Source organism: Pseudoalteromonas sp. JC28, assembly GCF_013319255.1.
GTDB lineage: Bacteria > Pseudomonadota > Gammaproteobacteria > Enterobacterales > Alteromonadaceae > Pseudoalteromonas.
In genome coordinates this window covers 220,773-240,864 of the sequence record NZ_QOKX01000010.1, presented here as the reverse complement: position 1 = coordinate 240,864, position 20,092 = coordinate 220,773, and the positions used below count along the sequence as shown (strand labels likewise).

Annotated in this window: 13 protein-coding genes; 3 read left to right on the top strand and 10 right to left on the bottom strand. The window is 45.4% G+C overall.

Annotated features, from left to right (window positions below; genetic code table 11):
* The first annotated feature begins 33 nt into the window (after positions 1-33).
* Complete coding sequence (locus DS891_RS21045) at positions 34-4,443, top strand: EAL domain-containing protein (RefSeq protein ID WP_254605988.1); 4,410 nt, start codon at positions 34-36, stop codon at positions 4,441-4,443.
* 15 nt (positions 4,444-4,458) lie between these two features.
* Here the strand turns inward: DS891_RS21045 and DS891_RS21040 are convergent, their stop codons facing one another.
* Together DS891_RS21040 and DS891_RS21035 are read right to left on the bottom strand one after the other, a co-directional pair.
* Positions 4,459-5,406, bottom strand: coding sequence for an ion transporter (locus tag DS891_RS21040; RefSeq protein WP_102056235.1), 948 nt, complete (start codon positions 5,404-5,406; stop codon positions 4,459-4,461).
* 32 nt (positions 5,407-5,438) lie between these two features.
* Positions 5,439-8,108 (bottom strand): bifunctional acetate--CoA ligase family protein/GNAT family N-acetyltransferase, encoded by a 2,670-nt coding sequence (locus DS891_RS21035; protein WP_010607382.1) that lies wholly within the window; start codon positions 8,106-8,108, stop codon positions 5,439-5,441.
* Between the two features lie 145 nt (positions 8,109-8,253).
* Between DS891_RS21035 and DS891_RS21030 the strand changes: the two genes are divergently transcribed.
* Positions 8,254-8,964 carry an SIMPL domain-containing protein gene (locus DS891_RS21030; protein ID WP_174170856.1) on the top strand — a complete coding sequence of 237 codons (711 nt, stop codon included), beginning with the start codon at positions 8,254-8,256 and terminating at the stop codon, positions 8,962-8,964.
* 501 nt (positions 8,965-9,465) lie between these two features.
* Here the strand turns inward: DS891_RS21030 and DS891_RS21025 are convergent.
* A complete protein-coding gene (locus DS891_RS21025; protein WP_010607380.1) occupies positions 9,466-11,376 on the bottom strand; it encodes an aminotransferase class V-fold PLP-dependent enzyme in 1,911 nt (636 codons plus the stop codon).
* A gap of 300 nt (positions 11,377-11,676) precedes the next feature.
* On the opposite strand from DS891_RS21025, the gene DS891_RS21020 reads away from it, so the two are divergent.
* The gene (locus DS891_RS21020; RefSeq protein WP_174170855.1) at positions 11,677-12,672 is read left to right on the top strand and encodes a YncE family protein; all 996 of its coding nucleotides are present in this window, start codon (positions 11,677-11,679) and stop codon (positions 12,670-12,672) included.
* Positions 12,673-12,752: 80 nt separating this feature from the next.
* Here DS891_RS21020 and nth read toward each other — a convergent pair whose 3' ends face one another.
* From nth to rsxA, 7 genes are all read right to left on the bottom strand, one after another.
* Positions 12,753-13,388, bottom strand: a complete 636-nt coding sequence (gene nth, locus DS891_RS21015; RefSeq protein WP_039491909.1) for an endonuclease III — start codon at positions 13,386-13,388, stop codon at positions 12,753-12,755.
* A gap of 99 nt (positions 13,389-13,487) precedes the next feature.
* Positions 13,488-14,186 carry an electron transport complex subunit E gene (locus tag DS891_RS21010; RefSeq protein ID WP_174170854.1) on the bottom strand — a complete coding sequence of 233 codons (699 nt, stop codon included), beginning with the start codon at positions 14,184-14,186 and terminating at the stop codon, positions 13,488-13,490.
* Complete coding sequence (rsxG, locus tag DS891_RS21005; RefSeq protein WP_174170853.1) at positions 14,183-14,818, bottom strand: electron transport complex subunit RsxG; 636 nt, start codon at positions 14,816-14,818, stop codon at positions 14,183-14,185. Before rsxG ends, DS891_RS21010 begins: the two co-directional genes overlap by 4 nt.
* The gene (rsxD, locus tag DS891_RS21000) at positions 14,815-15,876 is read right to left on the bottom strand and encodes an electron transport complex subunit RsxD (RefSeq protein WP_010607374.1); all 1,062 of its coding nucleotides are present in this window, start codon (positions 15,874-15,876) and stop codon (positions 14,815-14,817) included. The genes rsxG and rsxD overlap by 4 nt, the downstream gene beginning before the upstream one ends.
* Complete coding sequence (rsxC, locus tag DS891_RS20995; RefSeq protein WP_174170852.1) at positions 15,873-18,698, bottom strand: electron transport complex subunit RsxC; 2,826 nt, start codon at positions 18,696-18,698, stop codon at positions 15,873-15,875. Before rsxC ends, rsxD begins: the two co-directional genes overlap by 4 nt.
* A gap of 9 nt (positions 18,699-18,707) precedes the next feature.
* Complete coding sequence (gene rsxB / locus DS891_RS20990; protein ID WP_010370380.1) at positions 18,708-19,262, bottom strand: electron transport complex subunit RsxB; 555 nt, start codon at positions 19,260-19,262, stop codon at positions 18,708-18,710.
* 2 nt (positions 19,263-19,264) lie between these two features.
* Entirely contained in the window at positions 19,265-19,846 is a 582-nt protein-coding gene (gene rsxA / locus DS891_RS20985; protein ID WP_010370383.1) for an electron transport complex subunit RsxA, read from the bottom strand.
* Positions 19,847-20,092 lie beyond the last annotated feature (246 nt).

The following is a 20,092-nucleotide window of genomic DNA, read 5'->3' as shown; positions in this document are numbered from 1 at the left end:
TGTTTTATATTTTGCATTTGCCTATTTACTGCATTGGTAAATGCCGCGCAAATTTCACGACTTTCACCTGCTGAAGGGTTATCACAAAGTTACGTCAATACACTGCTTATCGACGAGCAAGGGTATCTATGGCTTTCCACTGAAGGTGGGCTTAACCGTTACGATGGCTATCAGGTATTGGATGTAAATGGACCCGATGGCGTACTTGATAAAGTGCAGGTAAATTATATCTATCAGGACAACCTTGGTGGGATTTGGATCACGACGGGTATTGCAGGGTTACTGCGATACGATCCGATGAAAGATGAGTATAGAAAATATATAGAACCACCGTCTACAGAGGACGAGTTTTATTCTAATTTGGTTAATATTGTTTTGACCAAAGATGATGATCATATGTGGGTTGTGCGTACCAATGATGTTGCGACCCTCAATATCCACTCAGGTAAGCTCAAGAGTGAGGTGACTTTACCGTTAGATGAAGAAAGTGGTTTTATACGCGCTGTTTATCAACATCAAGACATCTTGTTTATCGCCACTTCAGAGCGCTTGTTTGCATATCATTTAACAACGAAAAAATTAAGAACCCTCGATCACCTTGCTCCCATTGAACATCCTTATCAAACAAATACTAAATCACTATTTATTTTAGACCAGGATACCTTGCTCGTGGGTGCGGTTCAGGGGATGTATGAGCTAGATATTTCTCAACTACTAAAAGATTTTGACGCAGAGGTACCGTTTAAAACGCTGCTTCCCGAACTAAACATATGGAAAATGCTCAGGCATGATGAACATACCTTGCTGCTTGGTACTGACAAAGGTCTTGTTTATTACACGATTGAAGATGGTAATGCGGTTCGAGATAGGCGTTTGTCTTCAAGCGTATTTTTGCCGTCAAATACCAGTATTATTGATATTGTTAAAGACAACTATGGTGGCCTTTGGGTCGCCACAAAAGAAGACGGTGCATTTTACTTACCAGACAGTACGCTGGCGTTTGATAATGTTAGTGATCTTACCGTTGAAGGTGAAGGTTTTTCTCACAGTAATGTCTGGGCGATGCATGAATCTAATCAATTTTTGTGGCTGGCAACGAATGACGGCCTAACACGATACAATCCAAAAACCAGAGAGACTAAACAGTTTCTAAAGGGTTACTTGGGTGACGAAATTCTCTCAGAGTTTATTATCTGGAAGATTGCGGAGTATAACAATAAGCTTTGGCTCACGACGGTAAAAGGACTGTTTGTCTTTGACCCTATTACTCACGAAGTAACAAGGCCCAAGGCTAACAATCCAGAAGATAAAGAGATATTGACATCCTTTGTGAAAGGTGGGGAGTTGTTATCTGATGGTAAGTTTTATTTCGTGAATAGTGACGTTGGGATGTTCGTTTACGATATTAATACAGCAGAGCTGACACACCTGACGAAGTCATTTGAAAATGTCGATCCGTTTCTTACTTATGGCTTCTACCCACCACTTCCAAACGAGCCGCTTAAACCCCTTTACTACTATGCTGGCGTATTGCTGCAATATGATCCGCAGTTGGAAACGCTAACTGAGATCTATAAAGCGCCGAAAGCAAATAAGCATTTAGCGGTCGATATCACTACCTACACCATAGATAAAAATAATATCTTGTGGTTGTCGTTATCATCCTTTGGTTTGATTGGTCTGACGTTAGATGGTTACGAGCCAATTTATAACATCGATTTAAAAGCCCATAAAATAGATACTTTGATGTATGAAATGCGCCAAGACAAGGAAGGTATGATTTGGATGTCATCTCATAAAGGTATTTGGCGTCTAGACCCAGATAATTTGCATTTACAACAATTCACGACCGAAGATGGCATACTTTCTAATGAGTTTAACGGTGGCGCGTCGGTGATGTTGGAAGACGGTCGCATAGCCTATGGTATGTTGAAAGGGTTTGTGGTGTTTTCTCCCGATGACAACAGACCTAAAAAGCCATTACTTGATCATGTCAATATCACCAGCGTGGATTTAATTTCTCGCCCAAATCAAAAAGCCGGATTAAAGCAATTTGATCACATCGAGCTTGAGCATGATGACATTGGACTCGAAGTGTCATTCTCTGCAATGGCATTTAGTTATCAGGATCGGATTATTTATGAGTATCAAATATCTGGTGGTCAGAAGATCCTGAGTCGTAATCAAAATCGCGTGGTATTTCCTAAACTTAATCCCGGTGAATATGGGTTAAAAGTTTGGGCTAAAGATCCGTTAACAGGAGATTATACACCGCCTGCAAAATTAACCATTAATGTAAATTACCCCGCGTGGCGCTCACCTGTTGCGATTGCCGGATATGTTTTTCTTACGCTCTTACTACTGTCTCTTTGGAGCTATCGAAAGTATCGCGTCGAGCAACTTATTCTTGCCGCTCATAAGGAAACACAAGACCGCGAAGCTAGGTTGAAAATGGCGCTAGAGGGAAGTAACTCCGGCGTATGGGAGTGGCATGCGGGTAGTACCTTAATCTATCAGCCTCGATTAGTTACGGAGCTCGATTACGAGCTTGAGAGTGTCGGCTTGGATGATTATCTGCAAAAGATACATCCCTCGGATAGAGCCATGTTTCGCTTACAGTGGCTTGAGTTCGTCACAACGAACAAAGGCTTTATCGACTGTACTTATCGATTAAAAGACAGCAAAGGTCAGTGGCGTTGGTATAAGGACTTTGGCAAGGTACTTGAGTGGGATGAAGGTAATCCAACTCAGGTGGCAGGCACCTATACCAACTTAACGCGTGAGCGTTTATTTGAAGAGCGAGCCGCATTATTTGGGGCGGCGTTTGAGCAGACCCGTGACTGGGTAATGATCTTAGACAAAAGACTGCGTATTCAGGCTTGTAATCGGGCGATGCAAAATGCCTTTAACCTTGACTCTATCCCATCATCAAGCACTGCGGTGAAGCTTGGGATGTCGAGACAAAAACGTATGATGTATCTACGCCAGACGTTGGCGCTGGCTGTGCATCAGCATTTAAGCTCTGAGGAAGTGGTGAGTTTGCCCAATGGTGACGAAAGAGACGTACTTATAAAAATTAGTGCCGTGGCGAATAGCGATGGTGAACTATACAGTTATGTGGTGGTGCTTACCGATATTAGCCAGCAAAAGCGCACAGAAAAAGAGCTATACCAGCTTGCTAACTATGATTTACAAACTAAGTTACCAAATAAAGCGTTATTGATGGATAGAGTGCAGCACGCAATCGTGCATTCGCAACATACACATTTCGCACTTTTGGTCATAAAGTTTAACCGTTTGCAGAACCTATACGATATCTATGGTGCAGACTTTGTTGCTGAGTTGCTTCCTCTGCTTGCAACAAAGCTACGCTGCTGCTTCCGTGAGTTAGATAGCTTAGCGACGGGACATGATAAGTCGTTTTATGTGTTGATGGAGCACCTCGACAACCCTGAACAGGTTCATCAGTATGTTGAGTGTTTGGTTCACTCATTTAGTACTCCAATTGAAGCCGCAGGGCATACCGTACTTATGCAACCTGCCATTGGTATTGCAATGTATCCCGACGATGCGTCAGACGCTTTTGAGTTAAACCAAGCAGCAAAGGCTGCGCTTGAGCATGTTAATGTACAGCAAATTTCCAGTTATCAGTTTTTTCGCGAAGAAATGAATGGCAAGGTTAGGCGTTCACGAGAAGTCGAGCAAGCACTTATGAGGGCCTTAAAAAATGGTGAATTTAGTAATCATTATCAGCCTATTGTCGATGTAGAAAGCGATACTCTGCTTGGCTTTGAAGCGCTATTACGCTGGCCTGAAAATAGCGAGTTTTGTGCGCAGGAGTATGCGCTTGCTGCTGAACATGCCGGTGTCGTTACCGAGCTTACCTTACAAACCCTTTCTCGGGCATTAGTTGAATTGAGACACTGGCAAACCATGAAGCAAGACCTATATATATCCATTAATCTCTCGGCCATTGATTTTGAATCCTCAAGCTTAGTCGAGGATATTCAACAAGCACTGTGCCGCAGTAAAGTGTCGGGTCATTCTGTGGCCTTTGAGATAACAGAAACAGCTCTGCTTTCTAAGGTTGAGAGCGCGGTGAAAGTGATGAAAGAAATAAAAGCACTGGGCTGTCGTATCTATATGGATGACTTTGGGACGGGGTATGCCTCTTTGACCTATCTGCAACAATTGCCTATTGATGTCATCAAGATAGATAAAAGCTTTGTACAGCAAATTGCTGAGGATCCTGAAAGCTATTTAATTATTCGCTCATGTGTAAATTTAGCGCATGGATTGGGATTAAAATGTGTCGCAGAAGGGGTGGAAAACGATCTACAGTATCAACGCATCAAAGCAGAGCGAGTTGATTATTATCAAGGTTACCGTTTCAGCTCGGCGATTAGTGGCGAACAAGTCGCGCAGCTACTCTCTGAAATATAGCTGTAGTCTCTTTGGCTACAGCTTTTTACCACAGTGACGACAGTACATATGATGGACGCGTTGACTACTCATTAGTTTAATTGCTTGGTTTGCTTCCAATTGACTTAAGCCAAGCTCTATACGAAGGGCTTCTAAATGGGCTTGTTCACTTTTGTCGACATCACCATCGACTAACGCATGCAATACCGCCTCATTGAATGCATCTCGACGTTTGCGCATTTGGTCCGCAAAGCTTGAGGCCAAGAGACCGGTGGGGATCGCGACCATGCCCATACTGAGTAAAGTGATAAGGCCACCAAAAAATTGTCCAAGCGGGGTGATAGGCACAACATCGCCATAACCCACGGTGGTTAGAGTAGCCATCGCCCACCACATCGCTTTAGGAATGGAGCCAAATTTATCCGGTTGCACATCGTGTTCAATAAGATAAATTCCGCAAGAGGCCATGATTAGCACAACGCTCATGATAAAAAAGGCGGCAAGTAATGAACTCGATTCTTCTTTAAATGCTGCGAGTAGCAACTGCATGGCCCGAGAGTAGCGCGTCAGCTTAAAGATCCTGAGTAATCGAATAACACGTAAAAAACGCAGATCAAAGGTGATAAAGGCCATTAATATGGTTGGCAAAATAGCGATGAGATCAATCACCGCCAGCGGTGATATCAGATACTTTAGGCGCTTTTTCCAATTTGGTATATCCAAATGGCGGTAATCAAGCTTATCGACACAGCACCAAAATCTCAGTAAGTATTCAATGGCGAAGATGGTCACACTGACTAACTCTAAGGTGAGAAAGTAGTGATGGTACACAGTTGCTAAGTCGCGCTCAGATTCCAACACGATGGCAACGACATTGGTTAAAATCAGGGTGATGAGGAAGATATCAACTGCCCGCCCGAGTCGGCGGTATTGCCCTGTAGCCTCGAGCACCGCAGCCGTTTTTTCTCTGATGTGAAGTTGCATCAAGTTGCCAGCATCCCTTATCTTTTTTGTGTTTAGTTTAAGTGTAACACCATCTGAATGGTGCCTTCCTCAAAATCTCGAGATACGGTGAATCCGAGCTTTTTGGCAAGACCTATCATACCGCTATTTTCTGGCAGAGTGATCCCTTCTATACTTTGTACGTTTTGTTTACGACAGTGTTTTATAGCAGCTTCCATGAGTATTCGTCCAAGCCCAAGTCCTTGGCAGTCTGAGCGTACCACTACGGCAAATTCAGCCACTTGGTTATCTGGGTCCATCAATACGCGTGATACCCCAAGCGTTTGGTAGCTAGATTTATTCGGCACAGTGACGATAAACGCCATTTCTCGGTCGTAGTCAATTTGCGTCATTTTGGCGAGTTGCTCATGATTAAATTGCGGCAGCTCGCCAAAAAAGCGGCGGTATCTATCTTCTTTACTTAAAGACTGGTCAAATTCTTGGTGCGCTCTTTCATCCTCAGGACGAATAGGTCTCAAGGTTGCAGGGCGGCCATCTTTTAATGTCACGGTTTTTACCAACTCTCGGGGGTAAGGCCGGATGGCCAAGCGTTTACGGCCTGATACTGGCTCGTATCGTCTTAGCGTAATACTGGCGTCGAGTACTTGGAACTGACCCGAACAGGCCAAAATAGGGTTGAGTTCCATATCAATAATATCGGGTTGGTCGACTACCATTTGAGAGACACGAGTGAGTAGGGCGCACAGACGGTATTTATCGACCTTTTCAGGCAGTGCTCGCTCCTTGATAAAGCCTTTATCATGGGCGGCTGCAATCAGGTACTTTGCAAGGTTCATATTCAGTGGCGGTAATGCCACCGCAGCTTGCGAGAAATTAAGCCCGGTGCCCGCTTCACCCAGTAAAATAACAGGGCCAACACCAGGTTCGGTTTTTACCGCGATCCGTAATTCTTGTCCACCAGCGCGTTTTGCCATGCGTTGCAAAGAGAAGCCTTCTATTTCAGCTTCGGGTGCCGCCTCGCGGATCCGTAGTAACATCGAAAATGCGGTTTGCTCTACTTCTTCGGCATCATTGAGGTTGAGCACAACCCCACCCACTTCCGACTTAGAGGGGATGTCATGACTTATCAGCTTAAGTGCAACGGGAAAGCCAAGCTGCTGAGCTTGCTCTTTTGCTTCTGAGGGGGTGAGTGCGATTTGCGTCTCTATACATTCTATATCGTAATTAGCCAGCACTTGAGAAGCTAAATGGGTCGCGAGTTTATTGGCGCCAGAGTTTAAAAAGTCATTGATTAAACGTTTGCTTTGCAGGTGTTGCAGCTGGTCTTCATCACTGTAGGATTCTGGTGTCTGTGTGAGATGTTTTTGGTTTCGGCGGTAGCTCACCAAGTGCATAAAGGCACCAACTGCACCTTCGGGTGTACGATAAGTTGGGATCTTAGCATTTGCGCATACAAGCCTTGCAGCGTAGGCCGCTTCTTCACCCATAAAATTCGTCATCACATAAGGGCGCGCCATTTTTGGAATTTTGGCTAGGGTTTGTGCAATGATCTCGGCATAAGCGGTACTTGGCGCAAGCGCTGAAGGAGTATGAATTATCAATAAGTTTTTGACTTCGTCAGCTTTTAACAGAACTTCTAGTGCTTGTTGGTAACGTTTTGGCGAGGAATCACCAAAAATATCTATAGGGTTACAAGCATGATCCGTTTGTGGGATCAGGGCGCTGAGCGCTTGCTTGGTCTGCTCGCTTAGCACCGCCAGTTTGCCTGAGTTCTGTAGTAAGGTATCGACCGCCATAATGCCAGGGCCGCCACCATTGGTTAAAATGGTCAGCTGTTCTACTTGCAGCAATTTGGGGTGTAAAGCAAGGGTTTGAGTGGCAGCAAATAGCTCCCTAAGATCGTTTACCCTCAGCATACCTGCACGTTGGAACATGGCATCATAAACTGCGTCATCGGAGGTATTGCCGCCGGTGTGATTCAGCGCAGCGATTGCGCCAGCCTTGGTTTTACCGGTTTTTATGGCGATGACGGGCTTACTAAATGCAGCGGCTCGAGCTGCGGAAATAAAGCGCCTAACATCGTCGATATTATCAATATAAAGCAAAATAGCTTGGGTTTTTGGATCCCGTCCGAGGAAATCGAGTAGTTCGTCGAAATCGATATCAAGGCAATCCCCAACGGAAACAAAGTAAGAAAAGCCGATTTTTTTATGTTGTGCCCAGTCCAGTATGGTTGAACATACCGCCGCCGATTGTGAAATAAAAGCAAGCTTACCGGGTGCTGCAACCGTATGAGAAAAACTAGCATTAATACCCAAGTGAGGAATGAGTAAACCGAGGCAATTAGGACCAAGCAAGGTGACTTTGGCTATTTTGGCGGCTTCTTTTAATAGTTGTTTATGCTGATTATCGAGACCTGCTGCGATGATGATTGCATGCTGACAACCAATTTCGCCAAGCTCATTGATGATTTGCACTAGGGTTTGTTTGTTGGTACAAATAACAGCGAGATCAGGGACTTTGGGTAACTGTCTAATAGTATTGTAAGCAAGTACTCCATGCACTGCGGTATGTTTTGGGCTGACGGGCATAATGGGCCCTTTAAAGCCGCCTTGCAGCAAGTTACGCATTACAATAAAGCCGGCGCGATCTGGATTGTTAGAAGCACCAATCACCGCAATAGATTGGGGGTTAAAAAATTGGCTAATACGCTTTACGCTCATACTGTTTCCTAGTTCAGCCGCAGCTCATAAGCACCACTCTACCATTTTGCTCGCAGTTTTCGAGTGCAATTAAGGTAGACTTTGATCTATCCCTATAATAATTGTACGAAAACCATGACTGAGGCGTAACGTTGAGGACAAAGATATGTCTACTATGAATAAATATTTAGCTCCTGCGGCTTTGCTATCACTGGCGGTGATAGTGAGTGGCTGGATGGTAAACTCGACCATTCTAGAAGTAAAAGGAATGGAGCGAACGGTAAGTGTAAAGGGGTTATCGGAAAAGGAAGTAACGGCAGATACGGTGATTTGGCCTGTATTTTATCGTGATGCAGATAACGATCTGGAAGCGTTGGTTGAGCGCACTGAAAAGAAAAACGCAGCTATCCGCGCGTTCTTAACCTTACATGGCTTTGATGCTTCCGAGCTTTCGATATCAGCGCCTTCTATTACAGATAAATACGCCCAAGAGTACGGACAAAATAATCAGGGATTTCGGTATGTGGCAAAAGCTGGTGTGACAGTGTACTCCAATAATCCAGATAAGGTATCGCAAGCGCTAGGGCAGTTAAGTGAGCTGGCCAAACAAGGTATTGCCATCACCAAAGATGATTATCAAAATCGAGTTGAATATTTGTTTACTGGCCTTAATGATATTAAGCCTGAAATGGTGCAAGAAGCCACACAAAAAGCACGAGAAGTGGCGGTCAAATTTGCTAAAGATTCCGACTCTGTACTTGGCAAAATAAAATCAGCAAGACAAGGGCAATTTAGCATTCGCGATAGAGACAGTAATACACCGCAGATCAAAATTGTACGTGTGGTCACGAGCGTAGAATACTATTTATCGGATTAGTATTAGCGCTAACTGCATTGAATTCACTCCCTATGCCAGCTATTGGTGCTTAAATTTGCCTTGCCTACAGGAAGCAGTGTTACCACTAAAACTCTCTGGCTGGACAAGGGGGAAATTAAGGTGAACTTTAAAAACAATAAGTTAGCTTATTCCTTATCCAAGACTCAGGTTGATTACTTTGTATCATCAGTGGAATATCTTAAGCTGAGCCAAAGATAGTGCCTTTCTATCAGCGTGTATTGATTAGATGGGTAGAGCTAGTCAATTTAGGCTAAAGGGTAATAATACAGGACTTGATGGTAACGATTTGATTTTTAAATTTTTATGTGTTCTCAGGTGGATCATATTTCTTAGTAGTAATTAGCCTGATAAACAAATTGTTTCTCAGTTAAGGCTATACTCAGTGAGTTAACAGCTCTTTATAATCTTTTATGTAATGCTGGTGCAGCAATGTCTAATGACATCGCTGCTCAGTGAGTCAACTAACGATAGTGGCTCGCTTTATTTTTCCTCTTGCTCCTTAAGCACGTAGATCTCACCATCGAAACTACCTTGAATGGTCAATCCTTGGCCTGCCAGTTCCTTGAGATATTCAATATGCTCTTGGGTAATATGTTGACCTGGCACCAAAAGCGGAATACCCGGAGGATACGGGGTGACTAAACCTGCACAAATACGGTTGTTGCTCTTGCTAATAGGCACAGATTCACGTTCACCGTAGAAGGCATCACTAGGAATACAAGCAAGGTCAATAGCGGGTAAATTCTCAGGTAAGCGTGAGCGTCGCGTTGACTTCGATAGTTTTACCTTGCCGCCATCGAGCTTCTTTAAGGCATTGTATAAACGAATGATCTTTGAGCGTGTACCACCCAAGGTTAGTAAGACTAAGATGGTACTGTGCGTGTATTTCTCAATCTCCAGCCCAATTTCGTCTAGCAGAAACTTATGAATATCCTTTAATGAGTATGGCAGTTCACTAATATCGATGAGGATTTTAAGCGGATCATGACCCATATTATCGCCACTAAAATGTGGGAATATGTTCATAAAATCTTGCTTATCAAGCACTTTTATATGTTTGAGCGAGGCCATCTGCTGTTTGAACTCTGCAACATGGTTCAGCAGCGCATTGAGTAATTTATAGCCTTCCATCTCTAACTGCTTTTGGCACACATCCAAAGACGCAATCAGTTGGTATTTTGGCGAGGTGCTGGCGTAGATACTGTAAATCTCACGGAAGAAATCAGCATCAAAATCGGGGTCATTAATATGAATATAAGACGCCTGTGAAAATGCTGATACGACTTTATGCGCCGAATGAGTGACATAATCGGCACCTGCATGAATGGCGGAGTAATGGCGCAAGCTAGGGTGAAATAGCGAGTAAGCAAACCAAGCTTCATCAATAAAGACTTTGATGCCATGCTGATGGGCGAATTCTACGACTTGTTTCAGATCGCTCAGCAAACCATCATAGGTACAGCCGGTGAGCACCAGTAGTTTTGCATCGGTATTTTGTTCAATCGCTTGCTTGATGTCAGCCAGTGAAGGCGGTGCGAATATGCCATATTTGGGATTTAAGATACTCGATAAATAGATAGGGAAACTGGCCGATTGCAAAATGCCATAGTGCACAGACTTATGACAGTTGCGGTCGATGATCACCTTATCACCTTTGCGAAGTAGGGTTTGCAAAATAATTTTATTCGAGGTGGACGAACCGTTGGTCACGAAGTAGGTGCGTTTAACCTCAAACGTTGCTGCTGCGGATTCCTGAGCGCGGCCAATGGTATTGGTGCTGTCTGACAGTGAACCTAACGAATCAACCGATACAGACAAGTCTCCGACAAATACATTACGGCCATAGAATTGATAAAAATCTTTGATATAAGGAGAGTTTCTAAAGCTTGAACCGCCGCTGTGACCTGGAGTATGCCAAGAGTCGTTCGCTTCGCCGACATAACTGCGATACGCCGTCCAAAATGGCGTCTCGGCTCTGTCATCAAAGTCGTTGATCATATAACCTAAAATGGCTTCAGGATCTGAGATAACTTCATCTTTAAAGAAGAAAGACTCGATTTCCTCGGATTCGTTGACTATCTCAAGCCCTTTAGTGTCATCACCAATAACATAAACCGGTAATTCTAGACGAATACTTTTTAATTGCTCGATAAAGCGACTATAGGTTTGTTCGCCACTTTTCTGTTGCACATCCCAACTCAGCACGACAGCTTGAATATCACCATCTTCAGTGACATGCTCCAAGGCTTTTGAAAGTTCGAGACATTCAATAATATCGATTTGAACATCCTCTCGCTCAAAATTAGGGATCGTTTTTGACAGATTGCTTGAGAGCGCTTGCAATACGGCTGGCTCTTGTTCTATTAACAAGATACGAAGGACAGGTAGCATAATGATATTCGCATTAAAATTTAAAGACTTTCATTAGCATAAAGAAAGCGTAGTGATTTGTGAAATCAATACTTTGAAAATGCTCTAGAAATTGTAAAACGGATGTAGGCGAGGGAGTTGTTGCGAGTGATGGAAAGTGTGCTATTCAACATAGGAAACAGGAAGGTTTCGAGTATCAGGCGTGTCTGAGTTAAATTTGGGATAGGGTGTTTTTGACGGCTGTATTACGATTGCTTTTCAATGATAAATACAGTAGTGATAAAAACAACAGTACTAGCTAACAGATCAATAGGAGTCAAAATGAGATTGGTTAATTATGTTGTGTATGTGTTCTTATTTGGGTGTTTAATCAGCTTCCCTTCATGGGCTGATACAAATAACTTGTCGGGAACATTGGTTGTTGTAAATAAAAAGGGGGACTCGGTTGATTTCATCGATCTTAGTAGCCGAAAAATTAAGCTGACGCTCGCAACCGGCAGAGGACCACATGAATTAGCAATGAGTGCCGACGGGCATACGGCTGTTGTCACTAATTATGCACGTGGCAATAGTCTAAGTGTTTTTGACGTTCGGCAAGCAAAAAAAGTTAAAACCATTGATTTTTCTCGTTATCCAAGGCCACATGGCGTGTTGTTTTTAAAAGACCAAAAACGCGTTGCAGTATCGTCTGAAGGCTCCGACAGTGTGGTAATCGTTGATATAGAGTCGGGGAAAATTGATAAAGTAATAGCAACAGAGCAAAGAGGCTCTCATATGGTGGCGCTGCCGGCGTCTAGCGAGCGTGTTTACACCACAAATATGCGCGCAGATTCAGTGTCTGAATTAGATGTAAAGTCAGGTGCCTTACTTCGCAAAATTTCAATGCCAAAAGTACCAGAGGCTATCACCATAAATAAAAGTGGCTCAGAGCTCTGGGTTGGTAGCAACGATGATGGCTTAGTTACCGTGTTTGATGTAGCAAATGAGCGTATAATTAAGCAATGGAAAGGCTATAACTTTCCATACCGTGTGTTACTTACCCGCGATGAGCAGTTTGCTGTGATCTCAGACTATTGGAATCACACCCTTGATGTGATCGATGCAATGCACAAAGAAAAGCTGCGTCAAATAAAGTTTGAGCCGGGAACAGGACCAAAAGGCGTGATCCTCCATCCAGACGATCGCACTTTATTTTTATCCGCTTACCAAAAAAATAAGGTCCTTGTTATAGATATTGTATCTGGCAAAACCTTATTTGAACTCCCTACTGGTAACGGACCAGATGGAATAGGGTATTCAGCAGTGGTATTGCCTTAGGCTAACCATCACGTCGATACGAATGTGGCGTGAAGTAGGAGCTGCTACAAATAAAAGTTGTGCTTATGCTAAAACAAAGATTAGCTATCAGTCTTCTCTTTAAACTCACACAAATCTTCAATCAAACAGCTGCCACATTTAGGTTTACGCGCGGTGCACACATAGCGGCCATGGAGAATAAGCCAGTGGTGGACGTCCACTTTAAACTCTTTTGGTACAACCTTTTCCAGCTTTTGCTCGACTGCTACTACATCTTTACCCATGGCAAATTTGGTGCGATTGGAGACGCGGAATATATGGGTGTCTACGGCAATTGTCGGCCAGCCAAAAGCGCAGTTTAGTACCACGTTGGCGGTTTTGCGACCAACACCCGGCAGTGCTTCTAATGCTTCACGGTTTTCAGGAACTTCGGAGCCGTGTTTGTCAACGAGGATCTGACACATTTTATAGACGTTATTGGCTTTTGAATTAAATAAACCAATGGTTTTGATATAGTCTCTTAAGCCCTCAAGGCCAAGCTCCAGAATTTTCTCAGGTGTGTTGGCAACAGGGAAGAGTTTGCGTGTCGCTTTGTTTACCCCAACATCAGTGGCTTGTGCTGAGAGGGTAACGGCAACTAAAAGCTCGAATGGTGACGAGTATTCTAGCTCAGTTTCAGGGTGCGGATTTTCGTCCCTGAGTCGCGTGAGTATTTCTATACGTTTTTGTTTATTCATAAGATTTACTTGCTAAATTCAATGACGGTAGCATGCGGTTATTTTCATTAAGCAGCGATAGTGACGGTATCGCTGCAAACTGGCTTTATTATTACCACATTAGTTTAAGTTAGTGACCCGTGCTCTTGGGCCTTTTACTTCTTCGGCTGTTGGCGCTGCTTTGGCTTTGAGCTGAGCGTCGATAATGTTTTTAGCGGCAATCAAAAAACCAAGGCCTAAAAAGGCGCCCGGTGGCAGGATTGCGACTAAAAATTGATGATCGAATGAGAAGATCTCAATACGCAAAACACTTGCCCAGTTGCCAAGGAGTAGCTCGGCACCATCAAATAGTGTTCCTTGACCAATGAGTTCGCGCATTGCACCCAGTACAAATAGCACCAGTGCAAAACCCAGTCCCATCATTAAACCATCCCAAACCGATAACAGCGGACTATTCTTCGAAGCGAATGCCTCGGCACGACCAATAATGGCGCAGTTGGTCACGATCAACGGAATAAATATACCAAGGGATTGATACAGACCAAAGGTATAAGCGTTCATGAGTAGTTGAATAACCGTAACAAAGGCGGCGATGATCATCACAAACACGGGAATACGAATGTCTTTTGGCACCCAGTTTCTCACTACGGATACGGTAAAGTTAGAACCAACCAGTACCAGTAGTGTGGCGATACCAAGCCCTAATGCATTGGTTACCGTTGAAGTCACCGCAAGGAGCGGACACAGCCCTAAAAGCTGTACCAGTGCAGGGTTATTTTGCCATGTACCTTCTTGAAAGAGCGATTTAAACTGACTCATTGCGACACCTCGCAAGTATTAGGCGCGTTAAATAGCGCATCAAAATGCGTTTTGGCAAACCATGCGGCCTGATTTACCGAGGTTACCACGGCACGTGGGGTAATGGTTGCGCCAGTAAATGAATCAAATTGACCGCCGTCTTTTTTCACATTCATTTTAGGATCTGCTTCACCTTCAACTTGAACACCGTTGAAAGTCGTTACCCAAGCCGATTTTGCCAGCTCGACCTTATCACCAAGGCCTGGGGTTTCTTCATGGCGCGTTACACGCACACCTGAGATCAGACCTTGTCTATCGATAGCGGTTAAGACATCAATATTGCCACTGTAGCCTTTGGGGGTGATGTGTCTCACTAACAGGGCTGAGGGTTCGCCATTGAGTCTGGCTCTGTAAATGGTGTGCGGGCCGCCAGGGCCGAGTTCTAGTGCGTTGCTGGTGGTGCAATCCAAATACAGTGTATTGTCGTACTTACCTGCTGCAATCACCTGAGAAAGCAGTTGCATCAGGTGCTGCTGCTCTTGGCTGGCAATTTTATCTTTGGTGAGGTCATTAATCAGTGCGACCGCCCCTGTTGTTGCCAGTGCAAATGCCGCGAGGATGAGGCCATTTTTCTGCATCGATTGAATTATCATGATTTTGCTCCATGACCATAAGTACGAGGCTGAGTGTAATGATCGATAAGTGGTACGGCCATATTCATGATCACAACTGCAAATGCAACGGCGTCTGGATAGCCACCAAATTGACGAATAACATAGACTGTTAAGCCGATTGCCGCGCCGTAAATCAGGCGACCTAAGTTAGTGGTAGAGGCCGACACCGGATCGGTGGCTATAAAAAAGGCACCAAGCATAGCGCCGCCACTTAACAAATGGAATAGGGTGCCCGGCTCTGATTCAGGGGCAATGATATAGCCAATTGCGCTAGCAAGGCCAAGACTGGCAATAAAGGCTACAGGAATATGCCAGTTGATCACTTTGGCTTTTAGCAGATAAAGACCACCTAGCAAAAAGGCCAGGTTAACATATTGCCAACCAAGTCCCGCAAGTGCTCCAAAACCCTGCTTATTCATCGCCTCATTCACGGTTAAGCCTTGCGAGACTGCGGTTTTTACCGAGTCTAATGGCGTGGCACCAGTCGCACCGTCAATCACCCCTGCACGCCATACGTCAAGTGAGACACCTTGGCTGGTGGACTCGGTAAAGATCATCGCGAGTTGGTCGACAAAGCTTAGCGACTCTAGCGTGAGCGCTTGAATAGGTGACCATGAAGTCATTTGTACAGGGAAGGAGATCAGCAATAATACATAGGCCGCCATGGCCGGGTTGAAAAGGTTAAAGCCTAGGCCACCGTATAGCTGTTTTACAATTGCGATGGCAAAAAATGCGCCAATGACAGTTATCCACCAAGGGGCTAGTGGCGGAATACTGATGGCCAGTAGCACAGCAGTGAGCCAAGCACTACCGTCGCTGAGGCTGTGCCATATCGCTCGACCTCTTAGCTTTAGCACTAGCGCTTCAGCAAGGCTTGCGGTAATAAGCGCCAAAGCCAACTGGATCAATACACCAAAACCAAAATAGTAGGTTTGGACTAAGATCCCGGGAATACAGGCTGCCATGACGGTCATCATGATTTTGTTGACCGACTTATGGCTATGATTGTGCGGGGATGAGGCCATGGTTAGTTTCATGACGGTTCATTTCCTTCTTGTTCTTTCGCTTGCTTCTTCGCTTTTGCTCTTGCAATTGCGGCTTTAACGGCGGCTTTTTTACGTGCTTCAGGGCTGGCTTGTTGCTGCTCAGATGTGCCCTCAGCACCTTGCTCTGTACCGCTGGAGTCTGTTTCTGATCCCGCCGTTGGCTCATTTGTTTCTTCGCCTTGCTCACTCACGCTTTCGCCAGCTTCTTGTGCCTCTTTAGCGGCTTTTTTGGCCTTAGCTCTGGCAATTGCGGCGGCAACGGCAGCTTTGCGTGGATCTTCCTCGGCGCTTGCCGTTGGAGCGGCTTCTGCTTGTTCGCTCACGCTTGCGCCAGCTTCTTCCGCCTCTTTAGCAGCTTTCTTGGCCTTAGCTCTGGCAATTGCGGCGGCAACGGCAGCTTTACGTGGATCTTCGTCAGCACTTTCCGTTGAGGCGGCTTCTGCTTGTTCGCTCACGCTTGCGCCAGCTTCTTCTGCCTCTTTAGCAGCTTTCTTGGCCTTAGCTCTGGCAATTGCGGCAGCAACGGCGGCTTTGCGTGGATCTTCCTCGGCGCTTGCCGTTGGAGCGGCTTCTGCTTGTTCGCTCACGCTTGCGCCTGCTTCTTTAGCCTCTTTAGCAGCTTTCTTGGCCTTAGCTCTAGCGATTGCGGCGGCAACGGCAGCTTTACGTGGATCTTCCTCGGTGCTTGCCGTTGAGGCGGCTTCTGCTTGTTCGCTCACGCTTGCGCCAGCTTCTTCCGCCTCTTTAGCTGCTTTCTTGGCTTTAGCTCTGGCAATTGCGGCAGCAACGGCGGCTTTACGTGGATCTTCCTCGGCGCTTTCCGTTGGAGCGGCTTCTTCTTGTTCGACTGTGCTCTCGCCAGCTTCTTCCGCCTCTTTAGCAGCTTTCTTGGCCTTAGCCCTGGCAATTGCGGCAGCAACAGCTGCCTTTTTACCGCTTGGCGCTGCATTGACTTCAGGTTCTGCCGTGTCTTCTGCGGCTGCTTTTTTGGCTTTAGCCCGGGCGATTGCAGCAGCTACGGCTGCCTTTTTATCATCTGTTGCTGCTGGCTCAGACTCAGATGATGTTTGGGCTGCGGCCTTTTTCGCCTTTGCACGGGCAATGGCGGCGGCTACTGCATCTTTTTTATCTGTGCTTTCAGGCTGATCAGTTTTTTCTTCTTTATATTTACGCGCCTGCGCTTTGCGTTTTGCACGCTCTTCAGCAATGGCGCTGTTATCCGGCTCTAATTCGCCGTTCTCACCTCGTTTGGCTTTGGCGCGTGCAATCGCAGCTTGGACCGCGGATTTATCTGACTGCTTATCTTTAACGCGTGAGAGTGCTTCTTGCACTTTTTCTTTATCTGCGGCTTTTGGTGCAGCGCCCGCCGAACGGCGTTTATGTTTATTTTGGCGTTCTTCTTGTTCGCGCTCTAAGCGCTCTTTTCTCGCTTCAAAACGCTCTTTAGCACGCTCTGCTTTGACTTGTTCAAGCTTTTGTTCGCGAATGTCGGCTTTGGCTACACGATAGTATTGCACTAAGGGGATTTCGCTTGGACAAACATAAGAGCACGCACCACATTCGATACAGTCAAAGAGGTTGTATTCCTCTAACTTTTGGTACTCTTTGCCTTTAGCAAACCATTGTAACTGCTGTGGTAATAAGCTTTGAGGGCAGGCATCTGCACAGGCACTACAGCGAATGCATGCCTTTTCGTCCCCCGGGATCGCAAGTTCTTGGTTGTCTGGCGCGAGTATACAGTTGGTGGTTTTGACCACTGGGATCCTAACCGATGGCAAGGTAAAGCCCATCATTGGACCGCCCATGACTACGCGCTGCGCCTCTACTGGTGAAAAGCCTTGTGAGTCTAGCAGGTGCTTTATTTCAGTGCCGAGTAAAGCCCACACGTTGCTTGGCTGAGTAATGGTATTACCGGTCACGGTAACTACACGCTCAATAAGTGGTTTACCCTCAAAAATGGCTTGCCAAATTGCGAACAGTGTTCCAACGTTCTGCACTAGAACGCCGATATCCGCTGGTATTCCAGCACTTGGTACTTCTTTGGAAGTTAATAGCTTGACCAGTTGCTTTTCACCACCAGAAGGGTATTTGGTTGGCACACTACGGACTAAGATATCCTGATTATGCTGAGCCGCTGCGGTGATCGCCGCAATGGCTTCAGGTTTATTATCTTCAATGCCAAATAACACTTTTTGTGGCTTCAATATGCCTTGTAGCACTTCGACGCCTGCGATGATTTCTTTGGCGTGCTCACGCATCAAACGATCATCGGCTGTAATATATGGTTCGCACTCAATGCCATTGACGACTAAAAACTCAATGGGCTTTGGGCTGTCTGCTTTGACATAGGTTGGGAATCCCGCACCGCCCATACCGGCAATACCAGCTTGGTGGATAATATCGATAAGCTGTTTGTTATCAAGCGTGCTAATGTCGCTAATAGGATTCAGTGGTGTCCACTTATCTTCACCGTCTGGGCGCAAAATAATACTGAGCTCAGGTAGCGCGGATGGATGCGCCGACGGCATCGGTTTTATCGCTTCAATGGTGCCAGATGTGGGGGCGTGAATGGGCAGCGACCAGTTCGTGCCTGGAGCCGTCAATGCTTGACCCTTAAGGACGTGATCGCCAGAGTTAACTAACAGGCTACCATTGGCACCAATGTGCTGCTTTAGTGGCAGGATTAGTTTATCAGGCAAAGGTAAACGAGCAATCGGTTGTTGGTTGGATAATGTCTTTTGCTCTGGTGGATGGATGCCACCTGGGAACTGCCACAGTTTTCCGCTTTCTATTTGTTCAAGTAATGTTTCCACTTAAACCTCTTAATCAATCTGTGTCACAGGAATGGCGTCTAGCTGCCACTTCCACGTTTGCTTGGTCTGTGCAACCGGGATCATATCAATACAATCGACCGGGCAGGGCTCGACACACAGATCGCAGCCTGTGCACTCGTCGATGAGCACGGTGTGCATTTGTCTGGTTGCACCAACGATAGCATCCACGGGGCAAGCTTGAATGCATTTGGTACAGCCAATACATTCGTCTTCACGAATGTAAGCCACTTTCTTGACCGGCTCTGCGTCTTCTCCGCCAGCCAGTGGCTTTGCTTCTACGCCCATTAAGTCCGCCAGTTTTTTCACTGTAGCTTCACCGCCGGGAGGGCATTTATTTACGTCATCGCCATTCGCAATCGCTTCAGCGTAAGGTCGACAGCCGGGATAGCCACACTGGCCGCATTGAGTTTGTGGCAGAATAGCGTCTATTTGTTCAACAATTGGGTTGCTTTCAACTCGGTATTTCACTGCTGCATAGCCAAGCACAATACCAAAAATAAGCGCCAGCGCACCCAGTGCAAGTAATGCGTAAAGTAATGTCATATCTAAAACTTAACCAATCCAGAAAAGCCCATAAACGCAAGCGACATAAGTCCTGCGGTGATCATCGCTATCGATGCGCCTTTAAAGGGTGTCGGCACGTCAGCGACAGCCAAACGCTCACGCAAAGCGGCAAATAGCACCAAAACCATAGAAAAGCCAACCGCAGCGCCAAAACCATAGACTGCAGACTCTAAAAAGGTGTGGTCTTTTTTGATATTAAGTAGTGCGACGCCTAGTACAGCGCAGTTGGTGGTGATCAAAGGTAAGAAAATTCCCAGTAACCGATACAAGGTTGGACTGGTTTTACGTACCACCATCTCTGTAAATTGCACAACCACAGCGATAACCAAAATAAAGCTCATCGTTCTTAAAAAAGTGAGATCGAGCGGCAATAAAATATACTGATTGACCAAATAGCTGGTGACTGAGGCTAGCGTAAGAACAAAGGTGGTCGCTAACGACATTCCCACTGCGGTATCCAATTTTCCAGATACCCCCATAAATGGACATAAGCCCAAAAATTGGACTAAAACGAAGTTATTCACCAGCACGGTGCCAATGAGCAACAAAATGTATTCGGTCATTCCTGCCTCTATAACTTATTCACTTTATGCGGGTTTTCCCGTCAAATCGAGGTGATAGTTAACTGTATTAAAGAACTTACTAGGTGCAAGTTTTGACTGGGTTTAACTCTGCTAAAAATACTTTTTAGTAGAATTAAACCGATAGCACCGTTCCGCTTTGAATTTTTTAAGTGAAAACATGTGCTTTGCTATCATTTAAGCTAGCCTCTCAAATAGTGTGAGGCTGTAGCTTGTCATGTAATGCTG